18 protein-coding genes are annotated in these 20524 nt (G+C 59.9%); 10 read left to right on the plus strand and 8 right to left on the minus strand.

Annotated features, from left to right (window positions below):
* The first annotated feature begins 23 nt into the window (after window positions 1-23).
* Genes ACYVB2_RS09160 through ACYVB2_RS09175 form a run of 4 tightly spaced genes read left to right on the plus strand, consistent with a single transcriptional unit; the run spans window position 24 to window position 3848 of the window.
* Complete coding sequence (locus ACYVB2_RS09160; protein WP_460536259.1) at window positions 24-1646, plus strand: glycosyltransferase family 39 protein; 1623 nt, start codon at window positions 24-26, stop codon at window positions 1644-1646.
* Complete coding sequence (locus ACYVB2_RS09165) at window positions 1643-2635, plus strand: glycosyltransferase family 2 protein (RefSeq protein ID WP_460536262.1); 993 nt, start codon at window positions 1643-1645, stop codon at window positions 2633-2635. The genes ACYVB2_RS09160 and ACYVB2_RS09165 overlap by 4 nt, the downstream gene beginning before the upstream one ends.
* Window positions 2632-3042: a GtrA family protein gene (locus tag ACYVB2_RS09170; RefSeq protein WP_382432719.1), complete on the plus strand. Its 411-nt coding sequence runs from the start codon at window positions 2632-2634 to the stop codon at window positions 3040-3042. The genes ACYVB2_RS09165 and ACYVB2_RS09170 overlap by 4 nt, the downstream gene beginning before the upstream one ends.
* On the plus strand, window positions 3039-3848 hold the full coding sequence (locus tag ACYVB2_RS09175) for a ChbG/HpnK family deacetylase (protein WP_382432717.1): 810 nt from the start codon (window positions 3039-3041) through the stop codon (window positions 3846-3848). The genes ACYVB2_RS09170 and ACYVB2_RS09175 overlap by 4 nt, the downstream gene beginning before the upstream one ends.
* 220 nt (window positions 3849-4068) lie before the next feature.
* Here the strand turns inward: ACYVB2_RS09175 and ACYVB2_RS09180 are convergent, their stop codons facing one another.
* Window positions 4069-4962 carry a LysR family transcriptional regulator gene (locus ACYVB2_RS09180; RefSeq protein ID WP_382432715.1) on the minus strand — a complete coding sequence of 298 codons (894 nt, stop codon included), beginning with the start codon at window positions 4960-4962 and terminating at the stop codon, window positions 4069-4071.
* A 127-nt stretch (window positions 4963-5089) separates the two neighbouring features.
* Here ACYVB2_RS09180 and ACYVB2_RS09185 point away from each other — a divergent pair, with 127 nt between their 5' ends.
* The 3 genes from ACYVB2_RS09185 (at window position 5090) to ACYVB2_RS09195 (ending at window position 7904) form a co-directional block, all read left to right on the plus strand.
* Window positions 5090-6448, plus strand: a complete 1359-nt coding sequence (locus ACYVB2_RS09185; RefSeq protein WP_382432713.1) for an acyclic terpene utilization AtuA family protein — start codon at window positions 5090-5092, stop codon at window positions 6446-6448.
* A 13-nt stretch (window positions 6449-6461) separates the two neighbouring features.
* On the plus strand, window positions 6462-6836 hold the full coding sequence (locus tag ACYVB2_RS09190) for an AtuA-related protein (RefSeq protein ID WP_460536267.1): 375 nt from the start codon (window positions 6462-6464) through the stop codon (window positions 6834-6836).
* A 66-nt stretch (window positions 6837-6902) separates the two neighbouring features.
* The gene (locus ACYVB2_RS09195; protein WP_382432709.1) at window positions 6903-7904 is read left to right on the plus strand and encodes a Bug family tripartite tricarboxylate transporter substrate binding protein; all 1002 of its coding nucleotides are present in this window, start codon (window positions 6903-6905) and stop codon (window positions 7902-7904) included.
* A gap of 192 nt (window positions 7905-8096) precedes the next feature.
* Here the strand turns inward: ACYVB2_RS09195 and ACYVB2_RS09200 are convergent, their stop codons facing one another.
* Both ACYVB2_RS09200 and glmU read right to left on the minus strand, forming a co-directional pair.
* Entirely contained in the window at window positions 8097-8873 is a 777-nt protein-coding gene (locus ACYVB2_RS09200) for a sensor histidine kinase (protein ID WP_382432707.1), read from the minus strand.
* A gap of 6 nt (window positions 8874-8879) precedes the next feature.
* Window positions 8880-10322 carry a bifunctional UDP-N-acetylglucosamine diphosphorylase/glucosamine-1-phosphate N-acetyltransferase GlmU gene (gene glmU / locus ACYVB2_RS09205; RefSeq protein ID WP_382432705.1) on the minus strand — a complete coding sequence of 481 codons (1443 nt, stop codon included), beginning with the start codon at window positions 10320-10322 and terminating at the stop codon, window positions 8880-8882.
* A 234-nt stretch (window positions 10323-10556) separates the two neighbouring features.
* Between glmU and ACYVB2_RS09210 the strand changes: the two genes are divergently transcribed.
* Window positions 10557-10985 carry a bacteriohemerythrin gene (locus tag ACYVB2_RS09210; RefSeq protein ID WP_382432703.1) on the plus strand — a complete coding sequence of 143 codons (429 nt, stop codon included), beginning with the start codon at window positions 10557-10559 and terminating at the stop codon, window positions 10983-10985.
* Between the two features lie 39 nt (window positions 10986-11024).
* Here the strand turns inward: ACYVB2_RS09210 and tyrS are convergent, their stop codons facing one another.
* Window positions 11025-12257, minus strand: coding sequence for a tyrosine--tRNA ligase (gene tyrS / locus ACYVB2_RS09215; RefSeq protein ID WP_382432701.1), 1233 nt, complete (start codon window positions 12255-12257; stop codon window positions 11025-11027).
* A gap of 190 nt (window positions 12258-12447) precedes the next feature.
* Here tyrS and ACYVB2_RS09220 point away from each other — a divergent pair, with 190 nt between their 5' ends.
* Together ACYVB2_RS09220 and ACYVB2_RS09225 are read left to right on the plus strand one after the other, a co-directional pair.
* Entirely contained in the window at window positions 12448-13812 is a 1365-nt protein-coding gene (locus ACYVB2_RS09220) for a peptidoglycan DD-metalloendopeptidase family protein (protein ID WP_382432699.1), read from the plus strand.
* Window positions 13813-13849: 37 nt separating this feature from the next.
* Complete coding sequence (locus tag ACYVB2_RS09225; protein ID WP_382432697.1) at window positions 13850-14956, plus strand: anhydro-N-acetylmuramic acid kinase; 1107 nt, start codon at window positions 13850-13852, stop codon at window positions 14954-14956.
* Here the strand turns inward: ACYVB2_RS09225 and ACYVB2_RS09230 are convergent.
* The 4 genes from ACYVB2_RS09230 to secA form a co-directional block, all read right to left on the minus strand.
* Entirely contained in the window at window positions 14944-15405 is a 462-nt protein-coding gene (locus ACYVB2_RS09230) for an NUDIX domain-containing protein (RefSeq protein ID WP_382432695.1), read from the minus strand. The two genes, ACYVB2_RS09225 and ACYVB2_RS09230, sit on opposite strands and share 13 nt — an antisense overlap.
* 22 nt (window positions 15406-15427) lie before the next feature.
* Entirely contained in the window at window positions 15428-16363 is a 936-nt protein-coding gene (locus tag ACYVB2_RS09235; RefSeq protein ID WP_382432693.1) for an ATP-binding protein, read from the minus strand.
* Between the two features lie 30 nt (window positions 16364-16393).
* Window positions 16394-17623 (minus strand): bifunctional glutamate N-acetyltransferase/amino-acid acetyltransferase ArgJ, encoded by a 1230-nt coding sequence (argJ, locus tag ACYVB2_RS09240; protein ID WP_460536276.1) that lies wholly within the window; start codon window positions 17621-17623, stop codon window positions 16394-16396.
* 103 nt (window positions 17624-17726) lie between these two features.
* Entirely contained in the window at window positions 17727-20495 is a 2769-nt protein-coding gene (gene secA / locus ACYVB2_RS09245) for a preprotein translocase subunit SecA (RefSeq protein WP_382432691.1), read from the minus strand.
* Between the last annotated feature and the right edge of the window lie 29 nt (window positions 20496-20524).

The following is a 20524-nucleotide window of genomic DNA, read 5'->3' on the forward strand; positions in this document are numbered from 1 at the left end:
CGTCTTTTTGGGTCTGTCTGTCCTTGAAAACTTCCCCGCCTTCTGTGTCGGCTGCTGTGGCAGCTCCTTCCTGGTCTAGCGCCTCGGGCGTGGTGGCTGCGGGTGTCTCTTGCCTGCTGTGGGCGTTGGCACAGTGGCTGGCCAGAGGCAACCTGGACGGCTACCACGATATGTTGGAGAACTACGCTTGGGCACAAGCTTGGGAGTGGGGCACGCACAAGCATCCCCCCTTCTTTGCCTGGGTGGTGGGGGTGTGGTTCGCCATTTTTCCGCAAACCGACCTGTTCTACCACTTGTTGTCTTATGCCAATGTAGCCGTGGGTTTGTGGGGGGTATGGCACTTGGGGGTGCGTTTGGGCTTGCGCAATATAGCGCCCGTGGCGGTCTTGTTGCTGATGTGGTGCCTGCCCTACACCACGCTGGCGGCCAAATTCAATGCCAACAGCCAATTGTTATCGCTGTGGCCTTGGACAGCGGCCTTATTGTTAGCCAGCTGGCAAGAGCGTGGTTGGCGCGGTCTGGCCTACAGTGTTGCACTGGGTGTGCTGGCGGGGGCCAGCATGTTGAGCAAGTATTACAGTGGTGTGTTTCTGGCTGGGTTTCTGCTACCCATCTTGTTAACTGCCAGTGGGCGCCAGTGGCTGTTGACACCGCGCCCCTATGTGGCGCTGGCCGTGTTTGGCTTGGTGTTGGCACCCCATATTGCTTGGGTGGCTGGGCATGGCTGGATCACATTGGGCTATGCAATGGATCAGGGCAGTGGAGACACCCAATGGGGCTATGTGCTGCGCTTTGCTTTGGCGCCGCTCCTATACTGGTTGCCTGGCTGGCTCGCTTGTGTGGCGGTGTGCAGTTACCAACAGGCGCAGGTGCAGCCCCAAGCGTTTTGGCCGCTATGGTGGCGTTTGGCGGTGCGCAGTTGGATGCCCACAGGGTGGTCTGATGCCTTGTTCTGGTTGGCTGTGGCACCCTGGGCCTTGACCTTGGCCTTTGGCATCGCTGGTGTAGCAGAATTGTCCACACCGTGGGCCATCCCGATTGGATTTGCCTTTTCATTGTTGTGGTTGCGCAATCTACAGATGGCTGTGCCCCATGCCACTGCGGCGGCCTTGCGGGTGTTGCACCGGGCTGTGTGGCCGGTATTGGCTACCATTGTCTTGGCAGCACTGGTATTGGCTACAGGCAGTGCGCGCACGGGGCAGGTGGGTTATTACCGCCCCAGTGCCGAGGCTGCACAGGCCATTGCCCAAGATTGGGCGCAGCGCCACCCAGGAGTCGCCTTGACATGGGTGGGTGGAGCTTGGGCAGAAAACGCTCTGCTCTCGTTCTATGCGTTGCCCACCGCCCGAACCTTGCCAGGTTTGCCCGACACCTATCCAGCACATTTCAACCCCTATCCCAACTGGAGCCAACAGGCCGGTATGCTGCTGTGTCCGCGTGGCCCTGTGCGGCCCGATGGCAGCCAGCCCCTGCCTACGCTGTGCGACCAGCAAGCGCAACAGTGGCTGTTGCAGCGTGGGCAAAATGCACAGCCCATATTGTTGGCCGTGCAGCGTCAAGGATGGCGCTTTCCGCATCCCCAGACCTTTGTTTATGCCGTGTTTGATGTTTTGCCACAGCCTGCACCGGCACACCGCCTGCCATGAGTCCCTTTGCACCACCCATGACACCCCTGCATCCGCGTCCGCCACTGCGCTTGAGCTGTGTGGTGCCTGCCTACAACGAAGCCGGTCATCTGGCTGAATTTTTACAAGCTTTGCACACCTGTGCTGCGGCGCTGACCAACGATTTTGAGATTCTGGTCATCAACGATGGTAGCCGCGATGCCACGCGCGAGGTGGCACTGGCCCAAGCGCAGGCGCTGGGGGTGCGGTACTTGGAGTTTTCGCGCAATTTTGGCAAAGAGGCTGCGTTGTCGGCAGGGGTTGACCACGCACGGGGCAATGTTGTGCTGTTGATCGATGCCGATTTTCAGCACCCGCTGGAACTGGTGCCACGCATGGTCGATCTTTGGCGCAATGGCTACGATATGGTCTATGGCGTCATTGCCGACCGGGCCGCCGAGAGTGGCCTCAAGCGCCTAGGCACCAATGTGTTTTATCGCTTGATGAACTGGGGCTCTAGCGTCCAGATGCCTCGCAATGCAGGGGATTTTCGGTTGATGGATCGCAAGGTGGTGGATGCCCTCAAAGCCTTGCCAGAGCGCAACCGCTTCATGAAGGGGCTGTATGCCTGGGTGGGCTTCACGACCGTGGCATTGCCCTTTGTGCCCGCCGAGCGGTTTAGCGGCCAATCCAGCTTTAGCCTGCGGCGTTTGGGGGCGCTGGCACTGTTGGGGCTGACCTCTTTTACTACACTGCCCCTGCGCTTTTGGAGCGTGGCTGGGGGGTGTATTTCGCTATTGGCTATAGCTTACGGTTTGTGGATCACAGTGAGCACCCTGTTGTTTGGCAACCCAGTGGGGGGGTGGCCCACGCTGGCTGCCAGCGTGATGCTGTTTTCTGGGGTGCAATTGCTGTCGATTGGTATTTTGGGTGAATACATTGGCCGCATTTACGAAGAAGTGAAGCAGCGCCCGGTGTATTTGTTGGCGCAGGACGAAGACCACAGCCCGCTGGCGCCCCCTCGCCCATGAAAGCCTTGTTGATGTGGCTGCGCAGCTGGCCCCAGCCTTTGCGTTTTGTTTTGGTGGGTGGCGCAGCCGCCAGCACACATTTGCTGGTGGTAGCGTTGTTGGTGCAGGGGCTGCAATGGCTGCCGTTGACGGCCAATGTGTTGGCCTTTTTGCTGGCATTTTGGGTCAGTTACGGTGGGCATGCTCTTTTGACGTTTGTCCAGGCAGGTGTGGCACATCGGCAGGCGTTACCGCGCTTTTTTGTGGTGGCCTGTGCGGCTTTTGTAGTCAATGAGGTGCTCTACTTTGCCGCTTTGCGCTGGCTGCCGTGGCATTACCTGATTAGCTTGTTTCTGGTGTTGCTGGCGGTAGCGGTAGGCACCTTTGTCAGTAGCAAACTTTGGGCATTTGCCCAACCACCACCATGAAGCAAATTACCCTGTGTGCCGACGATTTTGCCTTGCACCCGGCGGTAGATTCGGCTGTGGTGGCACTGGCCCAAGCGGGCCGCCTGAGTGCCACCAGTTGTATGACAACAGCGCCGCGCTGGCCCGAAGCCGCCCAGCTTTTGCCGCCACTGCGCCCGGCTTTGCAGGTTGGACTGCACTTTAATTTGACCGAGGGGCATGGTCACACCGCCGCCCCCAGTCTGGTGCAAGTGCTGGCACGGGCTTATGCCGGGCAGTTGCGCCCGGCACAGATGGCGCCGATTTTGCACCGCCAGTTGGATGCGTTTGAGCAGCAACTAGGGACGCCCCCCGATTTTGTAGATGGTCATCAGCACGTCCACCAACTGCCGGGGGTGCGCACCGCGTTATTGCAGGTGCTGCACGCCCGCTATGGCCGCAACGTACCGTGGGTTCGTTCTACCCTACCGGCTCGGCCAGAGCTCAACAAGGCCACCCTGTTGGCCGTGCTGGGGGGCTGGAGTCTGCGCCGCTCTCTGGTGCAATGGGGCGTACGCCACCACACGGCGTTTGCTGGGGTTTATGGCTTTGATGCGGCCACACCTGCCGCCTATGGCACACGCATGGCGCAGTGGCTGGCACAAGCCACCGATGGCACTTTGCTGATGTGCCACCCGGCCAGCACTCCCGTGTTGGGCGATGCCATTGGTGCCCAACGTGCTGTGGAATATGCCTATCTGGCCTCGCCCGAGTTTGGTGCTTTGTTAGAGCGCCTTGGGGTGGTGCTGGTGCAAGGCGAAGCGTTGGTCACAGCCCCCAGAGCTTAGAGCCTTCGCTAACACCACTATCGACACGGCCTGCTGCACCTTGCCGCACCAGGCGCGCTGCCCACTCACTGACTTACGCCTCAGCTCGACCACAAACCTGATTGTTATGGGTTGTGTTAGCCGCTCTTAACGTACGATTTTCCCAAAATACCCCCGTTGACACCGTTTGGTGGTTGAGAGTCAGAAGACACGGTAGGGATGCCCGCGCACTGGGTGATGCTCACGGCCGCTTCTTCATGACCAGCGCATACAGCGCCTGCGCCGCCACCGACAGACTTTCGTCCCGCCGCCGCACCAGATAGATTTGCCGTGTGAGGCTTGGCAACGACAGCGGCCGCGTGACCAGGCCCGGTTGCTCAAAATGAAACTGTGTGAGTGCAGGCACCACGCTGATACCCAGTCCTGCGCGCACCATGCCCATCACGGTGGCCAACTGTTCGACTTCCATCAGCGTGTGCATGGCCTGCGGGTGCAGCGCAGCATCCAAGTACTGGCGCACGCTGCTGGTGCGTGCAAGGTGGATGAACGGCCAGGCTGCTAGGTCCTGTGTAGTGATGGCTTGAGACAAGCGGGACAGTGGGTGCTCGGCGGGGCACACTAGGTAAAAGTTGTCCGTACAAAAGGGTTCGGCCTGTAGCGCCGGAGTGTCGGCACGGATGGCGGCGAGCGCGAAGTCGGCATGGCCGCTGGCCACGCGGTCGATGCAGGGCTCTGAAAGCACATCAGCGATGTCGATCTCGATGCCAGGGTGCGCAGCGCTGTACTGCGCCAGAACGTCCGGCAGCCAGCCAGCAGCCAACGAAGGCAGCAGCGCCACTGCCACGCGGCCGCGCTGCAGCGTGGCTGCATCGCGCACGGCAGACAGTGCGTTGGTTATCTCGATACGGATGCGGCGGGCCGACTCCAAAAATTTCCGACCCTCAGGCGTCAGGTCCACATGGCGCGTGCTGCGATCGAACAGGCGCAGGCCCAGGTCATCTTCCAGCGCCCGGATGAGGGCGCTGAATGCGGGCTGCGACAGGTGGCACAGCGCCGCTGCGCGCGTGAAGCTGCGCTGCTCGGCCAGCGCGATGAAGGCGTCGAGTTGGCGGCTGGAGAGATGGGTGGTGCTCATGTCTTGTGCTGTGGATCGGAAATCGGCTGCCAAGCAATTCATCTGAAATACAGATGGATTCATCATAACAATCGATTTCACAGAATACTGCAATCTCTCTACAGTGGTTCTAGGAGACAAAGAACCCATGGCAAACAACACCAATCTACTGGTCGGCTGCGCCGCTGGCTTTTCGGGCGACCGCACTGATGCCGCTTTACCGATGGTGCAGGCACTCATTGCCAGTGGCAAGCCCTCGGTGCTGATTTTCGAAACCCTGGCCGAGCGCACACTGGCCTTGGCCCAGCTTGCCCGCCGTACCGACCCCGATGCGGGCTACGAACCCTTGCTGGTCGATTTGCTGCACCCCGTGCTTGCGCAGTGCTTGACCCACGGTGTGCGTATCGTCAGCAACTTTGGCGCCGCCAACCCACACGGCGCTGCCCGCCGCATCCACGCGTTGGCAGCCGAGTTGGGCTTGCAGCGCCCGCGCATTGCCGTGCTGCAGGGCGACGACCTGAGCGGTCCTGAACACCGCGCACTGCTGGAAAGCGCACTGGGTGATGCCATGCCCACCGCCCCCATAGTGAGTGCAAACGCCTACATCGGTGCGCAGGCCATTGCCGATGCCTTGCGCAACGGGGCAGACATCGTCGTCTGCGGTCGCGTGGCCGACCCCTCGCTGGTGCTGGGCCCAGCCCTAGCGCACTACGGTTGGGCGTCAGACGACTGGGACCGGCTAGCCCGCGCCACCATGGCAGGGCATCTTCTCGAATGCGGCGCACAGGTCACAGGCGGCTACTTTGCCGATCCGGGCTACAAGGACGTTCCCGGTCTGGCCACGCTCGGTTATCCCATTGCCGAGATCGACTCCGACGGCCACTGCACCATCACGAAACCGCCCAGCACAGGCGGGCGCATCGATGAGCGCACCGTCAAAGAGCAGCTGCTGTATGAGCTGCACGACCCTGCTGCCTACATCACGCCCGATGTGGTGGCCGACATCACCCAGGCCCGTGTGCAGGCCGTGGGCACCGACGCCGTGCGGCTGGACGGCGTGCGGGGCCACGCCCAGCCTGCCACGCTCAAAGTCAACGTGTGCTTTGAATCCGGCTGGTTTGCCGAGGGAGAAATCTCCTATGCAGGCCCACGCGCCGAGGGCCGCGCGCGTCTGGCGGGCGAGGTGCTGCGTGAGCGTTTACATGGTCTGGGCCCACTGCGCATCGACCTCATCGGCGTGACCAGCGTATTGGGTGACGACACCAGCCGCTGGCTCAATGTACCCGCAAACGATAGCAACGATGCCCGCGACGTGCGCCTGCGTGTAGCCCTGCAGCACCGTGAACACGCCAGCGCCCAGCGCCTGCTGCGCGAGGTGACCACGCTCTACACCTGCGGACCGGCAGGCGGCGGTGGCGTGCGCACCGCCATGCGCCCGCGCCTGGGCACGGTGTCGTGCCTCGTTCCGCGCGAGGCCGTCGCCGTGCGCTTTGAGATGGTTGATTGAGGAAATACCCACCATGACTTGCGCAACTGCTCCCACGATCACGGTTCCACTCTACCGTCTGGCCCACAGCCGCACGGGCGACAAGGGCAACCGCTCCAACATCAGCATCATCGCCTGGCACCCCGCGTTGTGGGATACGCTGGTCGATCAGGTCACCGAATCCGCCGTGGCCCGGCAGTTCGCTCTGCGCCAACCGCGCCAGGTTACGCGCTATCTGTTGCCCCAGTTGCAGGCCATGAACATCGTGCTCGATGACGTGCTCGACGGTGGCGTCAACGATGCGCTCAATCTCGACAGCCACGGCAAGGCACTGAGCTATCTGCTGCTAGACCTGCCCGTGCAGGTGCCCGCCGCGCTGGTACAGCACTTCGGCGGCCCACGGTCGTAGCCAGTCTTTCTTTTCTCAGTTCCCCATTCCTTTTCCGCCTTTCATACCTATACACAAGGAGACAACATGAGCCAAAAAAAATCGCTGATCAACTTGGGCCGCCGTCATGCCACGGCCTCTGCCCTGCTGGCGTTGGGCGCATTGCACGGCACTGTTGCACTGGCGCAAGCTCCTGTTTACCCGGCCAAGGCCATCACGTTTGTGGTTCCTTTTGCTGCAGGCAGCGCCACAGATCAGCTGGCACGCGCGCTGGGCCAATCCATCACCACCGAGACCAAGCAGCCCGTGGTCATCGACAACAAAGCTGGTGCCAGCGGCATGATCGCTGCGTCCGCCGTAGCCAAGGCTGCGGCTAATGGCTACAGTGTACTCATCACCACCAACACTACGCATGCGGCCAACGAGCACCTGTACAAAAAACTCTCATACGACCCAGTGAAAGACTTCGCCCCTGTCACCGGCCTAGGCAAGGGCGGACAGGTGCTGGTGGTCAACGCCAGCGCACCGTACAAGAACGTGGGCGAGCTGCTGGCCTTTGCCAAGAAGAACCCCAGCAAGCTGAGCTTTGGCAGCGGTAGCTCATCGAGCCGCATGGCGGGTGAAATGCTCAAGCAGCTGGCTGGTGTGGACATCCTGCACGTGCCCTACAAGAGCAACCCGCTGGCTATCACCGATCTGCTGGGCGGGCAGATCGACCTGATGATCACCGACACCTCCACCGGCGTGCCACAGGTCAAGGCGGGCAAGCTGCGGGCCTTGGGCTACTCCACCCAAAAACGCAGTGCGCAATTGCCCGACGTACCCACACTGGACGAAGCTGGCGTGAAAGGCTACGACATGGGCTACTGGTTTGCAGCCTACGTTCCCGTTGGCACACCCGCTCCGGTAGTAGCACGCCTCAATGAACTGCTGGCCGCCGCAACCCAAAGCGCTGCGGCCAAGAGCTTCTTTGACAACGCCGGCTCTGAGGCTTGGACGACCTCACCTGATGAACTCGCCAAGTTCCAAGCCGCCGAAACCCGAAAGTGGGGCAAGGTGATCAAGGCGGCAGGTATCGAGGCCGAGTAATACTCAAACCGATTGAGCCATCGCTAGAGGTAAAAACAAGGTCAGCGGTCTGTCTGGCAGTGCAATTAAAGCCACTAACACAACTATCGATACGGCCTGCTGCACCTTGCCGCACCAGGCGCGCTGCCTACTCACTGACTTACGCCTCAGCTCGACCGCAAACCTGATTTTTATGGGTTGTGTTGGCCGCTCTTAACCCGGCCAAGTCACGGTGACGGTGCAGCCCTCGCCGGGCAAGGCGCTGGCTTGGGCATCACCACTGTGGCGCTGGGCAATGGTGCGCACCGCTGCCAAACCAGTGCCCACACCCTCAAACTCATTTTCTCTGTGCAAGCGTTGAAACAAGCCAAACAGTCCTGTGGCTTGCGCTGGGTTAAAACCCACGCCATTGTCTTGCACGCGCAAAGTCACTTGCCCCTCGGTGCTGCGCCAACAAGCAATGGCAATGCGCGCCGGGACACGCGACTGCGTAAACTTGAGCGCATTGTCTAGCAGTTGTCGTAGCAATTGGCGCAACAAGGCAGCATCGGCCTCGACATGGGTGATTTGCAACTGGGCTTGCCACTCAATGCTGCGCTGTGCAGTGCGCCCCGCCAGTTCGGTTTGCACCTCGGCCAGCAAGGCCGCCAAAGCCACTGATTGGCGTTGTAGCGGCGCACGCACAATACGCGACAAGGCCAACAAGCCATCGAGCATCTGCCCCATGCGCCGGGCCGATTGGTTCATGGTGCCCAAAAACTCCTCGGCCTCCTCCCAGGCTGGGCCTTGCAGACCCGCCTCTGGCAGCACCTCTGCCAGCAAGGTGCCATAAGAGGTGACGTGGCGCAGTGGGGCGCGCAAATCGTGCGACACAGCGCGCAGAAAATCCTCATAGGCTTGGCCCATCTCGGCCAGTTGGTGTTCGCGTTGCGCCAGCAGCGCACGCAGTTGTGCCACTTCTTGTTCAATGCTGGGCGTGGGCAGCGTCATCTGGATTCAGCCTTTGGGTTGTTTGGTGGGGCGCTGCCATTGGGCAACGCTGATTGGCTTGCCACGGGCCACACTCAAACTGCCGGGCGGAGCATCTTTGGTCAGGGTGGTGCCCGCGCCCACCGTGCCACCAGCCCCCACAGTGACAGGGGCCACCAGTACGCAATTGCTGCCAATATGCACATCGGCCTCAATCACTGTGCGGTGCTTGTTGGCCCCATCGTAATTGGCGGTGATGCTGCCTGCACCATAGTTGACGCGTTCGCCCACGGTGGCATCGCCCAAGTAGGCCAGATGGTTGGCTTTGGCACCAGCGGCCAGCGTGCTGTTTTTGACCTCGACAAAGTTGCCAATATGCACCTCTTGGCCCAGTTCGGCACCTGGGCGCAAGCGGGCAAATGGGCCAATCAGGGCGCCCTCGCCCACGCTGGCCCCCAATGTCTCGCCATCAATGTGGGTATAGGGGTGGATAACGGCCCCAGCCGCAATGCGTGCATTGGCAATGCAACAGTGGGCACCCACCTGCACACCCTCGCCCAACTCTACTTGGCCGGTAAAAATGCAGCCGACATCAATCTCTACATCTGGGCCGCACACCAGTGCGGCCTTGGCACCAGAACGCACATCGTCGCGCAAATCAAAGCGGGCAGGGTCGGCCAGCCGCACCCCTTGCTCCATGAGTGCACGAGCCTGACGCCATTGGTGGGCCCGCTCCAGTTCAGCCAATTGCAGTGGGCTGTTGATGCCCGCCACTTGGAAGGCATCTTCAATGCAGTGGCCTACCACTGGCACACCCTCTTGCACGGCCATCGCCACAATGTCGGTCAAGTAATACTCACCTTGGGCATTGTGGTTGTTCAATCGGGCCAACCAGCCCGCCAGCCGCTGTGCGGGCACGGCCATGATGCCGCTATACACCTCTCGGATGGTGCGCTGTACCTCGCTGGCATCCTTGTGCTCCACAATGCCTTGCACCGCCCCATCGGCTGTTCGCACAATACGGCCATAGCCGCTAGGGTCGGGCAGGGTCACGGTGAGCAAAGCCAAGGCACCGCCTGCCACGGCCTCTGAGGCCGCAATCAGCCCGTGCAGTGTTTGGAATTGGGTCAGTGGCACATCCCCCGATAGCACCAGCACCGTGCCATCGCCGGCCAGCAAGGGCAAGGCCTGCTGCACAGCATGACCGGTGCCCAATTGTGGTTCTTGGCGGGCAAATTTCAGGGCAAAGGCTGGTGCGGGGTCTTGGGCCACAGGGGCCAGCGCCAGTTCTACGGCATCGGCACCATGTCCGGTAATCACGATGGCGCTGCGGGGTTGCAACAGTGCTGCTGTGTCTAGCACATGCTGCAAAAGGGCACGGCCTGCCAAGCGGTGCAGCACCTTGGGGCGGCGGCTTTTCATACGGGTGCCCTTGCCTGCCGCCATGATGAGAATGTCCAGTGGTGTCATGAAAGTGTCGTGGTTGGATCGATAGGATGCAAAAGACTTTGCACATAAGCCTGCTGCGGCGTATTTTCAACGACCAAGCCCACTCCGCAAAAACCCGTACTGTGCCCTACGCCTCCTTGAGTTTCTGATCTGAGTCAAGCAAGAACCGGAAAACATCCTCTACAAGGTTTTAACGATAAGGCAGGCAAGGTTTTTGCTGGATGGGCCTGCCAAGCACCTACAGGAGAAACACCGATGAGCTTCATGCCGTGGACCCCCGAACTGGAATTGGGTTTTGAGGAGATCGATGGCCAGCACCAATGGCTGGTACACCTGACCAACCGATTGCACAATGAGCTGTCGCAGCCCCTGCCTCGGCGTGAAGCCGTAGGCGAGGTACTGGAAGGACTGGTGGACTACACCCACAACCACTTTATTGTGGAAGAGGTGATGTTTCAGCACCACGACTATCCAGAAACCCCTGCGCACAAGGCCGAGCATGACGGTTTTACCGGCAAGGCGATGGATTTGCTGATGCGCTTTGAAGAGGGTGAAGAAGTGACCTTTGAAGCCTTGGGCTTTTTGAAAGAATGGCTGATCCACCATATTTGCCATGTGGACCGTTCTTACCTGCCCTTCTTTCGTGCCCATCAAGCCCAGACCCGGCACCTGACGATGGCCTGAGCCACTCCAGCCGCTTGCACCGGGTCGGGGCTACGGGCCTCAGACCAGTGCAATCCGGGCAAACTTGCGTTTGCCTACCTGCACTACATAGGTGCCAGCGGCCAGCTTCAAGCCCCGATCACTGACCACGCTGCCATCGACACGCACGCCCCCGCCATCGATCAGGCGGTTGGCCTCGCTGGTGGATGGGGCCAGATTGGCCTGCTTGAGCAGTGCGCCTATCCCCAGAGGCGCTCCAGAGAGGCTGATCTCCGGGATGTCATCGGGCACCCCGCCCTTGCTGCGGTTGATAAAGTCTTGCTCCGCCGCATCAGCGGCCGCCACGCTGTGAAAGCGTGCCGTAATCTCTTTGGCCAGCATGACCTTGGCCTCTTTGGGGTTGCGGCCCCCGGCCACTTCTGCCTTGAGTGCCGCAATCTCGGCCAAACTCTTGAACGACAGCAGGGTGTACCAGTCCCACATCAGGGTGTCTGAGATAGACAGCACCTTGGCAAACATGCTGTTGGCATCTTCAGTGATACCAATATAGTTGTTCTTGGACTTGGACATTTTGTCCACGCCATCCAAGCCCACCAACAGTGGCATGGTCAGCACGCACTGCGGCTCTTGTCCATATTCCACTTGCAAATGGCGCCCCATCAGCAGATTGAACTTTTGGTCGGTGCCACCCAGTTCCAAATCAGACTGGAGGGCCACCGAATCGTAACCTTGCATCAGTGGATACAAAAATTCATGCACGCTGATGGATTGGCCGCTATGGAACCGCTTATGAAAATCATCACGCTCCATCATGCGGGCCACGGTGTATTTGGCTGCGAGCTGGATCATGCCGCTGGCCCCCAGGGGTTCGCACCATTCGCTGTTGTAGCGGATTTCAGTGCGGGCCGGGTCTAGCACCAGACTGGCTTGCTGGTAGTAAGTTTCGGCATTGGCCTTGATCTGCTCGGGCGTGAGTGGTGGGCGGGTGCTGTTGCGGCCCGAAGGGTCGCCAATCAGGCTGGTGAAGTCGCCAATCAGAAAAATCACCTGGTGGCCCAAATCCTGCAATTGGCGCATCTTGTTGAGCACCACAGTATGGCCAATGTGGATGTCGGGGGCTGTAGGGTCTAGCCCCAACTTGATGCGCAAGGGCTGGCCGGTGGTCTCGGCACGCACCAGTTTTTTTACCCACTCGTCTTGGGGCAGGAGTTCTTGCACTCCACGCAGCGAGATTTCCAAAGCCTGGCGTACCCCGTCCGACAAGGAGGTTGGCGTCACAAAAGAGTCATCCATATGATATTTCTTACATTTCTAAACGGTGGGCTTGGCTATACTTCGCCCACTTTACAGTGGCGGATTCTAGTAGCCCGCTTTTTCAGACCCAACTGAGACGCTGCAAGTCCGTCAGTCTGTGCGCTCCGCCGCACCCAGTCTTTCAGCTGGGATTTTGCCCCGGACACACGCTCACCCTGGGAAGAAAATTTTGAAAAACGGCTTCACCACCGCCAGCACGGCCTTGCTTTCGCGACTCTCCCACAGTCTTCAGCAACACCCTAAGCGCATCACCGCTGCATTGGCTACCGTGCTTCTTACCGGCGGTGGAGGTGCCTTTGCTGTGGCCTCTTTGGGGCCAGATCCTGCCGATTTGCCCGTGCGTTTGGTGGAGCAACCCGTACAGTCCTTGGCCAGCGGTTCTACCTTGGCCGATCTGACCGATGGTGTCGGTTTCTCCTTGTACCGCGCCGACAATGTGCGCAATACCGATACGGCCGAATCTCTGTTGCGCCGCATGGGTGTTGCCGATCCGGCGGCTGCCGCTTTCTTGCGCCGTGACAGCAGCACCCAACAAAATCTGTTGGGCCGCAATGGCCGTGTGGTACGTGCAGAAACCACCGATGACCACCGCCTGCTGCGTTTGGTCGCACGCTGGGCCCATGAGGACAACGGCCTGTTCAACCGGCTGGTGGTGGAGAAGGATGAGCAAGGCAAGTTCACGTCTCGCCTTGAGACCGCACCATTGACCATTTCTACACGCTTGGCCGGTGGCATTATCCAGAGCTCACTTTTTGCTGCCACCGACGATGCCAGCATCCCCGACAGCGTGGCCACGCAAGTGGCCGAAATCTTCTCCAGCGAGATTGATTTTCGCCGCTCCCTGCGCAAGGGAGACCGATTCTCCATCGTGTATGAAACCCTAGAAGCCGATGGTGAGCCATTGCGCAGTGGTCGGGTGCTCAGTGCCGAATTTCGTAACAATGGCAAAACCCACCAGGCAGTTTGGTTCCAGTCCCCCGGTGCAGACAAAGGAGCCTACTTCAACTTGGAGGGGCAAAGCCTGCGCCGCGCTTACCTGAGTTCACCGCTAGAGTTCTCGCGTGTGACCAGTGGTTTTGCCATGCGTTTTCACCCCATCCACCAAACTTGGCGCGCCCACCTTGGCACTGATTTTGGTGCCCCCACTGGCACCCCCGTGCGTACGGTGGGGGATGGTGTGGTGGAGTTTGCTGGTACCCAAAACGGCTATGGCAATATCGTCATCATCAAGCACCGCAACCAGCATGTCACAGCCTATGCCCACCTGAGCCGCATGGATGTGCGCAAAGGGCAAAGCGTTGCGCAAGGCGAGAACATTGGGGCGGTCGGTGCTACGGGCTGGGCCACTGGGCCGCACTTGCACTTTGAGTTCCGTGTCAATGGTGTCCACCAAGATCCCATGATCATCGCCAAGCAAAGTGAAGCGGCTGCGCCAGTGGCTGCCGCCCAACGTCCGGCTTTTGACCGTGTAGCTACGGCCATGCGTCTCCAGTTGGCATCGGCAGAGTTGGTGCATCAGGCCAACGCCCAATAACCAGGCATTGGCCGTGCCGCCAGAGCTTGGAGGCCCCATGGAACGCTATATTGGCCTGATGTCGGGCACCTCACTGGATGGGGTAGATGGGGTGCTGGTGGAGTTTGCTGGCAACCGTTGTATGGTGCAATGCCACCAGTCTGTACCATTTCAGCCCACATTGCGGGCCGAGCTGTTGGCCTTGAACAGCAGCGGCCCCGATGAGCTGCACCGGGCTGCGCTGGCCGCCAATGCTTTGGCGCGTACCTATGCCCAAGTGGTTCGGGCCTTGTTGGCCGATAGTGATTTGCCCGCCTACGCTATTGCAGCCGTGGGCGCCCACGGCCAAACGGTGCGCCACCGCCCCGGACTCTACGATGGCACCGGCTATACCCTGCAACTCAACAGCCCGGCCTTACTGGCCGAATTGACGGGTATCACCGTGGTGGCCGATTTGCGCAGCCGCGATGTAGCCGCAGGCGGCCAAGGTGCGCCATTGGTGCCTGCCTTTCACCAACAGGTGTTTGGCCGACCGGGGCAAGACACATTGGTGCTCAATATCGGTGGCATCTCCAATTTGAGTGTTTTGGCTGCCGATGGTCGTGTGCTGGGTTTTGACTGTGGCCCCGGCAATGCCTTGATGGACGCTTGGTGCCAACGCCACACAGGTCAGCCCTTTGATGCTGCGGGTGCTTGGGCCGCCAGCGGTCAGGTGGTTGCTGCCTTGTTGCAACGTTTGCAGGCCGAACCCTTTTTGCACCAGCCTCCCCCCAAGAGCACGGGCCGCGATTTATTCAATGCAGATTGGCTGGCGGCCCAACTCGAAGGTGGTTCCCATTGGGCCCCCCAAGATGTGCAAGCCACCTTGACTGAGTTCACGGCCTTGGTCTGTGCGGACTGCGTGCAAAGCCACGGCCCGCACAGCGATGTCTTGATAGTGTGCGGTGGTGGGGCGTTCAATCAGCACCTGATGGCACGTTTGCAGGCCTTATTGCCCCACTTGAAAGTGCAACCCAGCGATTGCCACGGGTTGCCCGCCCAACAGGTGGAGGCCGCAGCTTTTGCCTGGTTGGCCCGCCAAGCCTTGCTCGGGGCGCCGGGCAATCTGCCCAGCGTGACTGGCGCGCGGGGCGCACGAGTGCTTGGGGCTATTTACCCCGCCTGAAGGGCCGCAAGATCAAACGGCTGGCCGCGCTCTTGGGCCAGCCATTCCAGCACCGGATAAGCACCGGGCAATACAGGCCGCACTTGCAACGGCAGCTGTTGCCAAGCCATTTGCTGACCTTCGCGCATCTCAAACTCGCCTGTCCAGTCCCATACTTTGCACCAGTGCAAGCGCACCAAAGCATGGGGATAGTCGTGTTCCGTGATTTTCCAGACGGTGGCTGGGCCTATGGTGATGCCTAGTTCTTCGATGAGCTCGCGGCGCAACGCTTGCTCTACCGTTTCATCGGCTTCGATTTTGCCCCCTGGAAACTCCCAATAACCGGCATAGGCTTTGCCCGGTGGCCGGGTGGAGAGCAGCAGTGCGCCGTCAGGGCGCAAGAGCACGCCCACAGCCACTTCGGTGTGTTGGCGTGCAGGGGAGGCAGCACTGGGGGTGACATCGCTCACGGCAAGGCTTTCGGCAATCAATTCAAAGGGTGCTGGACTCTGCCAGCCCGGTCACATCGGCAATGCGTTCGGGGTGGGTAGGTTGCGCCTGTGTGCGCCCAGCATAATCGCGAGCAAACTGGTACGCCACGCGGCCACTGCGTGAGCCACGCTCCAAGGCCCACACCAGTGCTTCGGGGCGGGCCGTGGCAATGGCCGCAGCATCCAGCCCCAAAGCCGAAAGCCACTGCGCCACAATCGTCAGATATTCTTCTTGGCTGAAGGGGTAAAAGCTCACCCACAGACCAAAGCGTTCAGACAGGGAGATTTTTTCTTCGACGCCCTCGCCCGGATGCACTTCGCCATCGGGGGTGTGCCGATAGCTCAGGTTCTCCGACATATATTCGGGCAGCAAATGACGGCGGTTGCTGGTGGCATAGATCAGCACATTGGGCGTGGCTGCAGCCACCGAACCATCCAAAATAGACTTGAGCGCCTTGTAGCCCGGCTCGCCATCCTCAAAGCTCAAATCGTCACAGAAAATGATGAACTTTTCGGGGCGGCTGGAGACAACATCCACAATATCAGGCAAATCCACCAAATCGGCCTTGTCTACCTCGATCAGGCGCAGCCCTTGCGATGCAAAGGCATTAAGGCAGGCTTTAATCAGCGAAGATTTGCCCGTGCCGCGCGCACCCGTCAACAGCACGTTGTTGGCGGTGCGTCCAGCCACAAACTGCCGGGTGTTGCGCTCAATCTTCTCCTTTTGCACCTCGATTTCTTTCAACTCGTGCAGCGCCATACCACTGACATGGCGCACTGGCTCCAGCGTGGCATGACCACTGCTGCGCTTGCGATAACGCCAAGCCACAGCCACCGACCAGTCGGACGGGGCCGACAACGGCTGCGGCAGCACAGTTTCAATGCGTGCCAACAATTGCTCGGCACGGGCCATCAGGGTTTCTAACGGAGAAGTCATGGCAGCAGGCATCCGGCAATGCCGGAGCGATCAGGAGCGGTAGTCGGCGTTGATGGTGACGTATTCGTGGCTGAAGTCGCAAGTCCACACCGTGTCTTGCGCTGTACCTCGGCCCAGCAACACACGTACGGTGATTTCTTGCTGCTTCATCACACGCTGGCCGTCTTCTTCTTGGTAGGCAGGGTTGCGGCCACCGTTGATGGCAACATGCACGTCATCCAAATACAGGTCGATGCCGGTTTGGTCGAGGTCGTCGATACCGGCATAACCCACTGCTGCCAAAATGCGGCCCAAATTGGGATCGCTGGCGTAGAAAGCGGTTTTGACCAATGGCGATTGGGCAATGGCGTAAGCCACTTGGCGGCATTCTTCGCCAGTTTTGCCACCCTCCACACGCACAGTGATGAATTTAGTGGCCCCTTCGCCATCGCGCACAATGGCTTGGGCCAGCTTTTGCGCCACATCCAGCAATGCAGCTTGCAGTGCTTGGCCTTCGGCGCTGTCTAAGCTGGTGATGGTGGGATTGCCCGCTTGGTGTGTGGCTACCAGCACAAATGAGTCGTTGGTAGAAGTGTCGCCATCAATCGTCACGCGGTTGAAGGAGCCATCGGCCAAAGCTTTAACCAAGGGTTGCACCAGTGCTGGATCTATAGCGGCATCGGTAGCCAAAAAGCCCAGCATGGTAGCCATGTTGGGGCGAATCATGCCTGCGCCCTTGCTGATGCCGGTAATGGTGATGGTTTGGCCTGCGATATTGACCTGGCGGCTGTAGGCTTTGGGCAGGGTATCAGTGGTCATGATGCCCTCGGCAGCGCGGCCCCAGTGGGCGGCTTGGGCATCGGCCAAGGCAGCAGGTAGGGCAGCCGTGATGCGCTCCACGGGCAACTGCTCCATGATGACGCCTGTCGAAAACGGCAAAATTTGTGCGGCTGTCACGCCCAACTGAGCCGCCAGTGCCGCGCAGGTGGCGCGGGCGCTCTCTAACCCTTGTGCGCCAGTGCCTGCATTGGCGTTGCCGGTGTTGATCACCATCGCGCGGATGCCTTGGCCTGCGGCCAAATGCTCGCGACTGACTTGTACGGGTGCAGCACAGAAGCGGTTTTGGGTAAACACACCAGCGACGCTGGCACCTTCATCGAGCAAAAAGACGGTCAGATCTTTGCGGTTGACTTTGCGTACACCAGCTTCGGTCACGCCAATACGCACACCAGCCACCGGGAGCAGATCGGAGGCCACAGGAGCAGACAGATTCACGGGCATAGGAAGCTTCCTGAATGAAATCGAAACGAGCCAAAGGATGGGGTTACATGCAAGCACGGGCCCAAGCCCGTGCCATTGTGCAGTGGTTTGATGACGCTATTGCTCAGGCCAGTTTGCCGTGGCACTGCTTGTATTTTTTGCCGCTGCCACAGGGGCAGGGATCGTTGCGGCCGATGTGGGCACCAGCCACGGCGGCCACGGTAGCGGCAGCGTGGGGCACGGTGCTTTCGTCCAAAGTGGTTTGGGCTTCGCCGGTTTCGGTGGGGGCGGTGTAGGTGACGTTGGCAATGTGCTCTGCGCGTTGCTCCATGTCTTCGGCCACCTGCTCGATCTGTGTCGGCGACTGTACCTGCACGGTCATCAAAGTGCGGGTAACATCGTTTTTCACAGTATCAATCAACTGGCGAAACAGCTCGAAAGCCTCGCGCTTGTATTCTTGCTTGGGTTGCTTTTGGGCATAACCGCGCAGGTGGATGCCTTGGCGCAAATAGTCCAGCGCGCTCAGGTGGTCACGCCAGTTGGAATCGAGGTTTTGCAGCAACACCATGCGTTCAAAGTGAGTGAAATTGTCTTCACCCACCAAATCCACCTTGGCCTGAAAGGCGGCATGGGCGGCAGTCAGCACCTTCTCCAAAATATCTTCGTCAGTGATGGATTCTGCACCTTCAACCAGTGCGCGCAACTGGAGCGGCAATTGCCATTCTTGGGCCAAGGCGGCTTCGAGGGCGGGCAGGTTCCATTGCTCTTCTACCGATTCGGCGGGCACATGTTGGCGCACCAAATCCGTGAAGCAATCTTCACGCATGGCGTGAATCACATCTTGCAGAGCTTGGGCATCGAGAATGTCGTTGCGCTGCTGGTAGATGACTTTGCGCTGGTCGTTGGCAACATCATCGTATTCCAGCAATTGCTTGCGAACATCAAAATTGCGGGCTTCTACCTTGCGCTGAGCCGATTCGATACTGCGGGTGACGATACCGGCCTCAATGGCTTCGCCTTCGGGCATCTTCAGGCGATCCATGATGGAGCGCACCCGGTCGCCCGCAAAGATACGCATCAGCGAATCATCCAGACTCAGATAAAAGCGTGAAGAGCCGGGATCGCCTTGGCGACCAGAGCGACCACGCAGTTGGTTGTCGATGCGGCGCGATTCGTGGCGTTCGGTAGCGATGATGCGCAAGCCGCCCAAGGCCTTGACCTTTTCGTTGTCTTGCTTCCAGGCCGCACGCAGTGCTTCGATCTGGCTGGCCTTGGTGGCGGCATCCAGTGCCTCGTTGGTCTCGATGGCGGCCACTTCTTTTTCGATGTTGCCACCGAGGACGATGTCGGTGCCCCGACCAGCCATGTTAGTGGCAATGGTGATCATGCCTGCCTGGCCCGCTTGGGCAATGATGTCGGCCTCGCGGGCGTGCTGCTTGGCATTGAGCACCTGATGCGGCAGACCGGCCTGGGTTAGCAGGTGGTCGATGATCTCGGAGTTTTCAATCGAGGTGGTGCCCACCAGCACCGGCTGACCACGTTCGTGGCACTCGCGAATGTCTTTGATGGCTGCGTCGTATTTTTCTTTGGTGGTTTTGTAAACGCGGTCGAGCTGGTCGTCGCGCTTGCTGGGCTGGTTGGGCGGAATGACCACCGTTTCGAGGCCATAGATCTCTTGGAACTCATAGGCTTCGGTATCGGCGGTGCCGGTCATGCCCGAGAGTTTGCTGTAGAGGCGGAAATAGTTCTGGAATGTGATGGAGGCCAGGGTTTGGTTCTCAGCCTGAATGGCTACGCCCTCTTTGGCTTCTACAGCCTGGTGCAAGCCCTCGCTCCAACGGCGTCCGGCCATCAGGCGGCCCGTGAATTCATCAACGATGACGATCTCGCCCTTTTGCACCACATAGTGCTGGTCGCGGTTGTACAGGTTGTGGGCGCGCAGTGCTGCATACAGGTGGTGCATCAGCGAGATGTTGGCCGGATCGTACAACGATGAGCCTTCGGGCAGCAAGCCTTGGGCTGCCAGCACGCGCTCAGCAGTTTCGTGGCCTTGTTCGGTCAAGAACACTTGGTGCGATTTTTCGTCCAGCGTAAAGTCGCCGGGCTTGGTCACGCCCTCGCCCGTGCGGGGGTCGGCTTCACCTTCTTGGCGCGTGAGCAGCGGCACCACCTGGTTCATGGCCAGATACAGGGCGGTGTGGTCTTCGGCTTGACCACTGATGATGAGGGGCGTGCGCGCTTCATCGATCAGAATCGAGTCCACCTCGTCGACGATGGCGTAATTGAGCTGGCGCTGCACCCGGTCGGCCGACTCGTACACCATGTTGTCGCGCAGGTAGTCAAAACCGTATTCGTTGTTGGTGCCGTAGGTGATGTCGGCGCCATAAGCGGCCTGTTTTTCCTCGCGGGGCATGTTGGGCAGGTTGATGCCTACCGTCAAACCCAGGAAGTTGTAGAGGCGTGACATCCATTGGGCGTCACGGTTGGCCAGGTAGTCGTTGACAGTGACGACATGCACGCCTTGGCCTGACAACGCATTGAGGTATACCGGCAGCGTGGCGGTGAGGGTTTTGCCCTCGCCGGTGCGCATTTCGGCAATTTTGCCGTAGTGCAGGGCCATGCCCCCCAACAACTGGACGTCGAAGTGGCGCATCCGCATGACGCGCTTGGAGCCTTCGCGTACCACGGCAAAGGCTTCGGGCAGCAGGGCGTCGAGCGATTCGCCTTGGGCCACCCGCTGTTTAAATGCCTCGGTCTTGGCCCGCAGCGCCGCGTCATCGAGCTTCTCCAACTCTGGTTCCATGGCGTTGATGCGTGCCACGGTCTTGCGGTACTGCTTGAGCAACCTGTCGTTGCGGCTGCCGAAAAGTTTGGTAAGGAAGTTGGTGACCATGCGAGCGGGAACACACCAGCAGGCCAAGC

The organism is Giesbergeria giesbergeri, assembly GCF_054779375.1.